Raw genomic sequence first — 11,276 nt, forward strand, 5'->3', positions numbered from 1 at the left:
TTCGGTCAGGCGAGTTTCGTCGCCAACGCGCGACCCGCGGCCCGGCCGGAGAAGATGCAGCCGCCGAGGAAGGTGCCCTCCAGCGCGTTGTAGCCGTGCACGCCGCCACCGCCGAACCCGGCCACCTCGCCCGCGGCGTACAGGCCGGGCAGCGGAGTGCTGTCTGCGCGCATTACCTGTGAGTCGAGGTTGGTCTGTAGGCCGCCGAGGGTTTTGCGGGTGAGGATGTTGAGCCGCACCGCGATCAACGGACCGTGCGCGGGGTCGAGGATGCGGTGCGGTTTGGCGACCCGGCCTGCCTTGTCACCGAAGTATTGGCGCGCGTTGGTGATTGCCATCAACTGGGCGTCCTTGGAGTACTTGTTGGTGACGTCACGGTCGCGGGCGATGATCTGACGTTCCAGAGCGTCGTAGTCCAGCTGCGGGCCGCGGGCGATCTTGTTCATGCCGTCGACCAACTCGCGCAGATTGTTTGCGACCACGAAATCGACGCCGTGCTGCTTGAACGCCTCGACCGGTCCCGGCGCGCCCTTGGCTACCCGGCTCTTGAGGGTGAGCTTGAGATCCTTGCCGGTGATGTCCGGGTTCTGTTCGGAGCCCGACAGCGCGAACTCCTTCTCGATGATGGACTGGGTGAGCACGAACCATGAGTAGTCGTAACCGCTGGCCAGGATTTCCTTCATGGTCGAATTGGTGTCGAAACCGGGGAAACACGGTGCGGGCAAACGCTTTCCATTGGCGTCGAACCACAGCGACGACGGGCCCGGGATGATCCGGATCGCGTGGTCCGGCCAGATCGGATCCCAGTTGATGATGCCTTCGGTGTAGTGCCACATGCGGTCGCGATTGACGATGGCGCCGCCCGCGGATTCGGTGATGCCGAGCATCCGCCCGTCCACGTGCGCGGGCACGCCGGAGATGAGGGTTTCCGGACACGGGCCGAGCCGGTCGGTGGGCCAGTTGCGGCGGATCAGTTCGTGGTTGTGGCCGATGCCGCCGGAGGTCACGATCACGGCCTTGGCGCGGAATTCGAAGTCGCGCACAACGGTTCGGGAGGAGGCTTTGCCGCGTTCGAGGTCGGAATCTTCGAGCACGCTGCCGCGCACGCCGACCACCGTGCCGTCCTCGACGATGAGCTCGTCCACCTGGTGGCGGAAGCTGAAGCCCGCCAGACCGCGCCGCTCGCCGTCAAGCACCGGCTCGGCGAAGACACGCACCACCTCCGGGCCGGTGCCCCAGGTCAGGTGGAAGCGCGGCACCGAGTTACCGTGACCGTCGGCGAAGGCGCCGCCGCGTTCGGCCCAGCCGACGAGGGGGGTCACGCGTAAACCCAAGTCGTGCAGGTAATCCCGCTTCTCGGTGGTGGCAAACCGTACATATGCCTGCGCCCACTGGCGGGCCCAGTGATCCTCGGTGTCGCGGTCGAAGCCCGCCGAGCCGAGCCAGTCCTGCAGCGCCAGCTCGTAGGAGTCCTTGATGCCGAGGTGCCGCTGCTCGGGGCTGTCGACGAAGAACAGCCCGCCCAACGACCAGAATGCCTGTCCGCCGAGGTTATTGCGGTTCTCCTGGTCGAGCACATGCACCTTGCGACCTGCCTTGACCAGTTCGTGGGTCGCCACGAGCCCGGCCAGACCTGCGCCGACAACGATGACGTCTGCCTGTTGCGCGAATTCGGGACTGCAGTTGGACATGATCATCCTTCGGTGGTGGATTCGTTAGCGGTGCTGTAGGCCAGCACGACGTGGCACAACAGGTCGGTGCGCCGGCGGCGCACCCGGCGGCTGCGAGGTTCCATCAGGACCTGCACGGTGGTGCCGTCGTGCACGGCGACCAGCGCCTGTCCGAGCGCGACGGAATCGGGGACGGTGCGACCGACGCGGGCCAGTGCGGCGACGATGGTCGGCATCAGCGCAGCCACAATCGCCTCCTCGCGGGCGGCCATCACCTGACGCAGCGCCGGGGTGCGCAGCGCGTGCGTGGTGAACTCGGCGGTGATGCGATACCATGCCTCGTCGATCGGCACCGCGCGATCCAGGCGCTCGACCGCAGTGCGGAGATCGGTCACGCCCGCGACCGAGAACTCGTCGAGGGTGGCGCGGGCGTCGGCGAGCATGGCCGCCGACCGGTGCTCCCACATCGCGAGGAACAACTCGTCCAGCGAGGTGAAGTTGGAGTAGAACGCGCCGCGTGTGAACCCCGCGCGATCACACACGCGCTCCACGGTGGAACGGCCGAAGCCCTCCTCTGCGAACACCTCGTAGGCGGCCGTGAGCAGTCGGTTTCGGGTCTCGGTGCGTCTGCGGGTCACCCGTTTGGCCGGAGCCGCCGCAGCGGTGGACGACGCCAAGGCGAACCTCCTCGGGGCGGACCGGGAATCCGACCCATCGGATAAATCGGTGTATTCAATACAGAAATGTATCAAACGTGAGTGTCGTGGCATCCGGAAACCGAGTAGGTAGGGTTGAGCCCAGGCCGTCATCTCGGCGACCGCCGGCACCGATGCGACCTTTCCTGCTGAGCGGCGAGGAGTGATCGGTATGAGCGCGGTTTCAGGTGCGGCATCGATGATCGGGTGGCGCGTGCGGCGGCCGGGGCCGATCGATGGTGGGCCGTTGGACCGAGTTCACAAACCCGTGCCGGAGCCCCTCGCGGATGAACTGTTGGTGCGGGTGCTGGCGTGTGGCATCTGCCGGACCGATCTGCATGTGGCCGAGGGCGACCTGCCGGTCCATCGGCCGGGCGTGGTGCCAGGGCACGAAATCGTCGGCGAGGTGGTGGCGTTGGGTCCCGACATTCGCCAGGATGGCGCAGATCGGTTGGCGGTCGGCGATCGGGTGGGAATCGCGTGGCTGCGACACACCTGCGGGGTGTGCCGATACTGCCTGCGCGGCGATGAGAATCTGTGCCCGCAGTCGGAGTACACGGGCTGGGATGCAGATGGGGGATACGCCCAGTTCGCCACTGTCCCAGCGGCTTATGCGCTGCGGCTGCCCACCGGCTACTCCGATGTCGAGACCGCGCCGCTGCTGTGCGCCGGCATTATCGGGTACCGCGCGCTACAGCGGGCAGCGCTGCCGCGGGGCGGTCGGCTGGGGATCTACGGTTTCGGCGGCAGCGCGCATATCGCCGCCCAGGTCGCCCTGGCGCGCGGCGCGGAGGTGCATGTGATGACCAGGGATCCGGCCGCGCGCGAGCTGGCGCGGGATCTCGGCGCCGCATCGGTACAGGGCGCGGTGGATCGTCCTCCGGTCCAACTGGATTCGGCGATTCTCTTCGCACCGGTCGGCGATCTGGTGCTGCCCGCGCTGGAAGCGCTGGATCGAGGGGGCGTGCTCGCCATCGCGGGCATCCACCTCAGCGATATCCCGGTGCTGAACTATCAGCGGCATCTGTTCCAGGAGCGGGAAATTCGCTCGGTGACCGCCAACACCCGCGCCGACGCGCGCGAATTCCTTAGTCTGGCGGGAAAACACCGCATACATCTGACTATCCGCGGGTACTCCCTGGATACGGCGGATCGCGCGCTCGCGGATCTCGCTCACGGACGTTTCACTGGCGCAGCGGTTCTCGTCTCTTGAGCGAGACCGCCCAGGACACGATTGCGCGGTAACTCGGTATCGTTCGAGTCCGGTTGGTCGACAGCACCTGCCACCGTTCTTACCATCGTGTATATAGCCGAGTAATTGTCACTGACAATCGTCAGAACCTCGGCTTCTCACAACGGCGTGAGAGGTGATCACGATGGTCAACCGGAAGGTATCCCTGTTCGAAAAGTGGCGTGTGGCGCGCGCATTCGCTGTGCTATTGCTCGCGGTCGGAGTCACGGTGACGACGAATCTCGGATTGCGGGCACAGGCGGGCGGCTGTGCGGCGGTCGATGTGGTCGTCGCCAGAGGTACCCAGGAACCCGGGTACCTCGGCTCGGTCATCGGCGATCCGCTGTATGGCACACTGCTGCAAGCACTTCCGGTGAGCGCTGGCGCCTATCGGGTGAACTACCCGGCGGACCTACTCGATCCGGCCTCGCTCAGTGTCGGCACCCAGGATATGACCAACCACGTCATCCAGCAGTCCGCGATGTGCCCGGATCAGTGGTTCATCCTGGTCGGCTACTCGCAGGGCGCGGCCGTCGTGCACGGTGTGCTCGGCACCGGCATCGTGACCACGCTGCCCGGGATCTTCGTGCTCCCCGGCGATCTGCAGTGGAAGGTGGCGGCCGTGCTGTTGTTCGGTGATCCGCTGCGGCTGGCAGGCTGGGGTGTCCCCGGTCAATTCGTCGGGCGCACCGCGGACTATTGCGCGGGCGGTGATCCGGTGTGCGGCAGCGGCATTGATCCGACGGCGCACTCGAACTACGGCTGGGCCCTGTGGCCCGCTGCCTGGTTCGCGGCAAGCCAGGTATAGACCCACCGGGAAATCCGCGCGGCGGGACCGACGAGTCGGCCCCGCCGCCGGTGTTGCGCGCTAGCGCTTTTCGGCGCGAGCGGCGGGCGCTTGCAGCGGTTGACTACCCCGCAGATACGTCTCGAAGGCGTCGAGATCGATGGGGCCGACGGTCTTGTCGGTGCCCTCGGTGAAGGCGGTGAACCCGTCGCCGCCCGAAGCGAGGAAGCTGTTGGTGCTGATGCGGTAGGTGGCGATCGTGTTGAGGGGTTGGCCCCCGATGCGCACGCTGTCGGCGACCACCTTCTTGCCCTTGGGCGCGGCATCGACGTAGGCATAGGTCAGGCCCGACGGTGACAAGATGTTCGGCTTGCTGACGTTGTCCCACTGCTGTTCCAGCAGCCGCAGGAGCTGGCTGCCAGTGAGGGTGACCGTGACGACCTGGTTGCCGAAAGGCTGGACGGTGTAGATGTCGGCGTAGGTGATTTCGCCGGATTTCAGATCGGCGCGGACGCCGCCAGGGTTCATGAAGGCCGCCACCGCGGCGGCCTGCCCGGTGGGCGAGGGCGGCGCGGCCGCGGTGGGCGAGGGCGGCGTGGCCGCGGTGACCGCCAACATCGAGTCGGCGATGACATCGCCGAGCGGTGACTCGCCGGACTTCGCCGATTCGTGCGCCAACGTCTGCGCCGCCGTGCCGACCACCCGGGCCGCGCGCGGCTTGGCCTGCTCGGCATAGAAGTTGACCAGGTCGGCGGTGGCCGGGTCCGGGGTGACCTCGCGGGTCACCACCCGATTCACCGCTGAGGCTTGCACGCCGCCGGCGCCGAATTTCAGCGTGATGTCGGTGATCAGGCGGCCGTAGGAGGCGGCTTGGGTGACCACCTTGCCGTCGATCGCGCAGACGTACGGTTGGTGCGTGTGGCCGGTGATCAGCGTCCGCACGGCGGGGTCGGTACGTGTGGCGAACGCGGTGACCTCGGGGGAGACGTTCGCGCAGCCGTTGTAGTCGACCGCGTCGTCCGGCTTCACCTGCTGGACGCCGCCGTCGTGCAGCAGCGCCACGATGGTTTCGGCGCCCGCCGCCGTCATCTCGGGCGCATACGCGTTGATCGTGGCCACCTCGTCACCGAACTGGTAGCCCCGAATACCTTCGGGGAAAACGATATTCGCGGTATCCGGGGTCACCGTGCCGATGACGCCGACCTTATGACCGCCGACTTCGAGCATGGTCCACGGACGCAAAGCCGGCGGCAGTTTGCCCGCGGCATCGGTGACGTTCGCGGCCAGGTACGGGAACTTGGCCCCCGCGAAAGGCGCTCCGGGCGCGCACCCTTCGAATGCGCAGCCGCCCTGCTGGATGCGCCCCAATTCGATAATGCCGTCATCGAATTCGTGATTGCCCACCGACGAGGCGGCCAGTCCGACGGAGTTGAGGAACGTGATGGTCGGCTCGTCGTGGAACAGTCCCGAGATCAGCGGACTCGCCCCGATATTGTCGCCCGCCGCGATCACCGCGCTCGCCGGATATGCCTTCTTCAATCGCGCCAGATGCGTCCCCAGGTACGCGGCCCCGCCCGCGTCGTAACCGGCGATCTTGCCGGTCGATCCACCCGGCGGCTGCAGATTGCCATGGAGGTCGTTGAGTCCGAATAGATGTATCTCATCGGGCTTCGCGCCGCGCAGATCGTCGGTCGAGATCAGCGGAATCACGCCCACGGTCGAGGTGGTAGGTCCGTTTCCCCTGTCCGCCGCGGTGCCGCAGCCCGCCAACAGCGCGATGCTCACGAATCCGGCGATGACGGTGGCGATGCGACGGTGCGCTCTCATGGACGAGACTTTCCCACGCCCAGGCCGTCCACGCACCCCCGAGGAGGCCGCCATACCCGAGTACACTTCGGATATGGCGAACGGGCGCAAAACGCGGAAAGTGACGGTCACCGTGCCGGAGGAAATCGCGGTGACCCTCGACAAATGGCGCGCGGGCGGCAAGATCGAATCCGTCTCCCAGTTCGTCTCCGAATCGATCCGGCAGCGGATTGACCGCACCCAGTCCGTCGCCACCATCGAACGCGTCTATGGCGGCAGACCGCCACTCGAGATGGTCAATCGAGGACGCGAATTATTAGGCTTGGCGCCCCTCACCGAGGACGAGTATTCGGCTGGCGCTGCGTGAACCCGAGCAGTCTGACCGGGGTCGTGCTCGACCTCGGCGCCGTTCTCGGCTGGTGCCGTCTCGATCCATATCCGCACGCGATCGCTTGGGCCACCGCGGGATCCGGTAACACCATCGTCGTGCCCGCCGCCGTATTGACCGCGGCGCGAGCACTGGTACCCGGCAGTCAACTCGACGTCCTGGCGGCGTTGCTCGGCATGCCGCACACCGTGGTACCCGCACTGGATCGCGGCGTCGCCGCGGAGGTGGGCGCCCTGCTGATCGGTCGTTCGGACGCCGTCGCGCTGCTGTCGGCCGCGCACGCCGTGCAGGAAGCGCTGTCCCGGAATTGGTACGTATTGACCGACCGTGCGGCGGTGCTGCTCCGACTGAACCCCGACGTCCAAACCGACACCATTCCCTAGGCTCGACGGCCGTCGACCGTGTCCGATGGCCGCCGAGCCGCGCAGTTCTACATGGCGTGGATTTCGGGGAGAGCCGCGGCAACCGCGGCGAGGGTGGCGTCCGGGCGGGTCCGCCACTCGACAGCGGCGGGTCAGTGCGCGTTGGTGAGGGTGGCGGCGAGCGTTTCGGCGATGTTGGTACGGAAGGCGTTGGGGGAGAAGGTCATTGCGTGCGCGCGCAGGGTTTCCGGGTGGTAGGTGGCGGGGGTGAAGTGGCGCATGGCCGTGGCGAAGGCTTCGATGATCTGTTCGTCGGTGCCGTGGTCGATGTATTCGCCGGTGACGCCGGGGCGAATGGTGTCGAGCGCGCCGCCCTTGGCGACCGCGAGAACCGGTGTGCCGCATGCCATTGCCTCGACGGGGACGATGCCGAAGTCCTCGATGCCGGGCATCAGGAGGGCGCGGCTGCGGCGGTAGGTGTCCAGCAGGACGTCGAAGGAGGTGGCGCCGAGGAAGGTGGTTTCGGGGCCCGCGAGGGTGTCGAGGTGGGAACGGAAGCGGCCGTCACCGAGGACGACCAGGCGGACGCCCGCGCGTTGGGCGGCGAGAATGGCGAGGTCGGGGCGCTTGTAGGGGACCAGGCGGCCGGCGAAGAGGAAGAAGTCCTCGCGAGGGATCGCGGGGTCGGTGGTGAATTGTTCGACCTGTACGGGTGGGTTGATGACGGTGGACGGTAGGCCCCACCAATCATGGATGCGTTCGGCGACCGCGTGCGAGTTGGCGATGACGTGGGTCAGGCGCGACGCGGCGCGGAGTTCGGCGCGACGGGCGACATGGCCCAACGCGGTGAGCGCTAATCGGCCTGCGCGCCCGCCTGCCTCCTTGGCCCGGAATTCGGCATCCCAGGCCCAGCGAGCCGGACTGTGGACATAGACGATGGTCGGTGCGTCCGTGGCGAATACGGCCTGGGTCGCGAAGGCGTGGTGGCTGATCAGGACGGCGTCGTACCGGCCGCGCAAGGGCAGGTGGCGGAAGGCTCGGGGGGCGAACGGGAGTAGCGGGGCGTGCGAGCGTCGGCCGGTGGCGGCGTGGGCGCGGCTCAGCCAGGTGTCGTGGACCGTCCGCAGCGGCGGCCGAACACCCTCGGGGTCGACGATCGGGGCGAATACCGCTGCGTCCGGCCATGTTTCGACGAACTCACCGACCACCGCCTCGGAGCCGCCGAACTCGGTGAACCGCTCGTGCACGATCGCTACTCGTGGCTCGCTCATCGCTTCACCTGGTGGGCGTCGAAGCCGGGCACGCGCTCGGAGCGTGCGAATAGTGGTGGGCAGCAACCATTGTCGTTGCGATGAGGGTCCATTCGGTCTCCTGTCCGTGCGGCGATACGCCGCGGGTTCGAGCGGTGTGGCGGTGACCGATCGACGGTGATCTCGTGGTCGCGGCTCATGCCGAGTCGACTCGGCGGGGCGCCGCGCGCTTGCGCAGCGCGGGAGCGACAGGTCTGCCGACAAGCAGCCCGTCGACGCCGCCCTGCTCGATGGCCTTGCGATACAACGCCGCTGCCTCGCGGCAGGCGGCGATGGTGTGGGCGATATCGGGTTCGGTGTGGGCGGCCGAGGTGACGAACGATTGGCCCAGCACGCCGCGTTCGAGGAGCTCTTGGAGGAAGAGGGTGCGGAATTCCTGGGAGGGTTGGCCTTCGGGGTCGCGGGTGGTGAAAATGAGGCAGGAGGGGCGGCCGAGGACTTGGAGGTGGTCGGCGATCCCGAGTTCGGCGGCGATCGTGTTGACGCCGTCGGCGAGCATCCGGCCCGCGTCTTCCATGCGGGCGATGGGGTCGCCGGTGGTGTACTCGGCGGCGACCGCGCGGAATGCCGCCAGCGAGCCCGATTCCGGGCCGTGCGTGGTGGACAGCAGGAACACCCGGTCGCGCTCGGTGCGCAGGCCGCCGAGTTCCATGAATTCGCGCTTACCCGCCAGCGCGGAGATGGGGAAGCCGTTGCCCATGGCCTTGCCCCAGCAGGACAGATCGGGCCGCACCCCGTACACCGCTTGTGCGCCACCGGCCGACCAGCGGAAGCCGGTGATCATTTCATCGAAGATGAGCAGGGCGCCGTAGCGGTCGCACAAATCGCGAACCCCCTGCAGGAAACCGGGTTCCGGCTCGGCGAGCGCGGTGGCCGCCTCCATGACGACGGCGGCGACCGCGCCGGTGTCGAGCACCGCCGCCAGGCTGGGCAGGTCGTTGTAGCGGAATTTCGTGGTGCCCGCGGCGGCGTCGGCGGGGATGCCGCTGTCCATCGGGGTGGTGCCGATGAACCAGTCGTCGACCGAGAAGAACGGTTGATCGCAGACGGCGATGACGGCGCGCCCGGTGGCGGCTCGGGCCAGCCGAACGGCGGCGGTGGTGGCGTCGGAGCCGTTCTTGGCGAACTTCACCATGTCGGCGCCCGGAACCAACGTCAGAAAGTCCTGTGCGGCAAGCAGTTCCAGCTCGGTGGGGCGGCTGAAGCTGACGCCGTCGGTGATGGCCGCGGTCACCGCGTCGAGTACCGGCACGAACCCGTGCCCGAGGGTGACCGAACGCAGCCCCATACCGTATTCGACATACCAGTTGCCATCGGCGTCCCACACGCGGGCGCCGTTGCCACGCGTCAGGATCGGTGCCATGAACTCCGGATACTGATCGGCGCCGCGCGCATAAGTGTGCGCCCCGCCGGGCACCAGATCATGTAGCCGGGACTGGAGTTCGTTGCTGCGCGTGAAGCGTCGGCGATGGGCCGACGGGATGTCACCCGAGACATGGTCCATGAGCGGCTCCTGAGGTGTCGGGAAGCACGCGCACAGAACGCCGTCGGCACGAATCTGTTTGCGCGCGAGGGATTCTCCGCATCACTGTACGTCAGGTCGGGCGACTTGTCCGTGCGAGTCCACGACCATTGACCCGTGCTGGTGACGCGGCGCCGGTACCGGATGACCAGTCCGTCCGTACTGGCCCGTCACCCATCGCCGGTGGGTCCCGGTGTGGTAACCGCCCAAAGGTCGTGGTCGGCGCGGCGTCCAGTGGCGCCGACGAAGTAGCGCATCCGGCCTTCCCTGATCATTCCGACGCGCGCGGCGATCGCGGCCGAGCCGACATCGTCGGGTTCGATGGCGGTGGCGATTCGGCACAGGCCGAGTGTGCCGAACGCGTAGTCGAGCAGGAGTTGGGTCGCCGCCATGCGGGTCTGCTCGGTGCAGGTGGCGTCGGTCCACACGAACATCCTGGCGTTGCGGTCGAACATGTCGAGATCGAAGAGGCGGCATTCGCCGCGGTACTCGCCGTCGATCTCGATGGCCAGCACCAGCCCTGCGGCGGAGTGCAAACCTGTTCGGGCCCGGAGGAATTCGCGCAACCAGCGGGGTCGGGTGTGTCGCGCGGCCCAGGCCGCCCCTGGTCCGTCGGGATGCGGGTCGAGTTCGTCGCGAGCGCGCAGTCGCGCCCCGCGCCACGGGGCCCAGTCCGACAGCCTGCGGCTACGGACGAGGACCGCCGGTCGATCGGGGTCGGTCAGCCGGACCTGCTGCGGTGTGTGCAGCGGATCGAACATGTGCAGCGTCCGGCCGGCGTAATACCTGGCAGTCGCTACCAGCACGGTGGTCAGTGGCAGTGCCACGTCGCCGGACACCCTCGTCGCCGGTGCCGCCGAGGACGGATGCTTCGCGTCGTGGCGCTCGATCCACTGCCCGGTGAAACCCTCGGGCGGTACCGATGCCCGCGTGATCGCCCACAATTCGTGATCGCGGCGCGCACCTCCGACATCGAAGTACCGCGTCATCATCGCCTCCCGCTGGAAGCCCATCAGCGCGGCGCCCTGCGCGGTGGCCAGGTTCGCCGGGGAGATCGGGGCGGTGATGCGCTGCAGCGCGGCCGGTCCGAAACCGAAATCCAGAATCAGTGACGCCGCGAGCCCGCCGAGGCCGTGCCGCGCCACGGCGGCATCCACCCAGAGCCCCATTTCCGCGCTGCCGGTGTCGGGTTCGATCGACACCAGGTCGATCTGACCGGCGAAGCGCCCGTCGACCTCGATGACCATCGACAGTCGCCGCCCCGAACGTGCCTCCGCGCCGACCGCGAGACATTCACGGACCCATAGCTTTCCGGAATGGCGCGACGCCCAGTCCAGCGGTGAGCTGGACCAGAACGGCTCGATAGCGTGCTGGTCGCGCAACCGGATCCGCCGCCACTGCGCGTAGTCGGCGATCCGGGGCGGGCGCAGCACGACGATGGCGCCGTGCAGGGTGGCCGGGCCGAGCTGGATGCCGGACAACGAATGCGGGCGGTTGGGCACGGC

The 11,276-nt window shown here is 67.7% G+C and carries 10 protein-coding genes; 4 read left to right on the forward strand and 6 right to left on the reverse strand.

Annotated elements, in window-relative coordinates; genetic code table 11:
- Positions 1 to 5: 5 nt before the first annotated feature.
- The gene (locus ACV7NQ_RS33565) at positions 6 to 1,697 is read right to left on the reverse strand and encodes an FAD-binding dehydrogenase (RefSeq protein ID WP_463363226.1); all 1,692 of its coding nucleotides are present in this window, start codon (positions 1,695 to 1,697) and stop codon (positions 6 to 8) included.
- Entirely contained in the window at positions 1,694 to 2,347 is a 654-nt protein-coding gene (locus ACV7NQ_RS33570; RefSeq protein WP_463363227.1) for a TetR/AcrR family transcriptional regulator, read from the reverse strand. The genes ACV7NQ_RS33565 and ACV7NQ_RS33570 overlap by 4 nt, the downstream gene beginning before the upstream one ends.
- 217 nt (positions 2,348 to 2,564) lie before the next feature.
- On the opposite strand from ACV7NQ_RS33570, the gene ACV7NQ_RS33575 reads away from it, so the two are divergent.
- Positions 2,565 to 3,578: a zinc-binding alcohol dehydrogenase family protein gene (locus ACV7NQ_RS33575; protein WP_463365912.1), complete on the forward strand. Its 1,014-nt coding sequence runs from the start codon at positions 2,565 to 2,567 to the stop codon at positions 3,576 to 3,578.
- A 163-nt stretch (positions 3,579 to 3,741) separates the two neighbouring features.
- Complete coding sequence (locus ACV7NQ_RS33580) at positions 3,742 to 4,404, forward strand: cutinase family protein (RefSeq protein WP_463363228.1); 663 nt, start codon at positions 3,742 to 3,744, stop codon at positions 4,402 to 4,404.
- Positions 4,405 to 4,464: 60 nt separating this feature from the next.
- Here the strand turns inward: ACV7NQ_RS33580 and ACV7NQ_RS33585 are convergent, their stop codons facing one another.
- Entirely contained in the window at positions 4,465 to 6,210 is a 1,746-nt protein-coding gene (locus ACV7NQ_RS33585) for a bifunctional metallophosphatase/5'-nucleotidase (protein WP_463363229.1), read from the reverse strand.
- On the opposite strand from ACV7NQ_RS33585, the gene ACV7NQ_RS33590 reads away from it, so the two are divergent.
- Complete coding sequence (locus ACV7NQ_RS33590; protein ID WP_463363230.1) at positions 6,209 to 6,556, forward strand: ribbon-helix-helix domain-containing protein; 348 nt, start codon at positions 6,209 to 6,211, stop codon at positions 6,554 to 6,556. The two genes, ACV7NQ_RS33585 and ACV7NQ_RS33590, sit on opposite strands and share 2 nt — an antisense overlap.
- Entirely contained in the window at positions 6,553 to 6,960 is a 408-nt protein-coding gene (locus tag ACV7NQ_RS33595) for a hypothetical protein (RefSeq protein WP_463363231.1), read from the forward strand. Before ACV7NQ_RS33590 ends, ACV7NQ_RS33595 begins: the two co-directional genes overlap by 4 nt.
- A gap of 131 nt (positions 6,961 to 7,091) precedes the next feature.
- On the opposite strand, the gene ACV7NQ_RS33600 is transcribed toward ACV7NQ_RS33595, so the two are convergent.
- The 3 genes from ACV7NQ_RS33600 to ACV7NQ_RS33610 form a co-directional block, all read right to left on the reverse strand.
- Positions 7,092 to 8,210: a glycosyltransferase gene (locus ACV7NQ_RS33600; RefSeq protein WP_463363232.1), complete on the reverse strand. Its 1,119-nt coding sequence runs from the start codon at positions 8,208 to 8,210 to the stop codon at positions 7,092 to 7,094.
- Positions 8,211 to 8,385: 175 nt separating this feature from the next.
- Positions 8,386 to 9,753 carry a glutamate-1-semialdehyde 2,1-aminomutase gene (locus ACV7NQ_RS33605; RefSeq protein ID WP_463363233.1) on the reverse strand — a complete coding sequence of 456 codons (1,368 nt, stop codon included), beginning with the start codon at positions 9,751 to 9,753 and terminating at the stop codon, positions 8,386 to 8,388.
- A gap of 188 nt (positions 9,754 to 9,941) precedes the next feature.
- Positions 9,942 to 11,273: a GNAT family N-acetyltransferase gene (locus ACV7NQ_RS33610; RefSeq protein ID WP_463363234.1), complete on the reverse strand. Its 1,332-nt coding sequence runs from the start codon at positions 11,271 to 11,273 to the stop codon at positions 9,942 to 9,944.
- Between the last annotated feature and the right edge of the window lie 3 nt (positions 11,274 to 11,276).

The sequence above is a fragment of the Nocardia sp. Tas62D01 genome, from assembly GCF_055232035.1.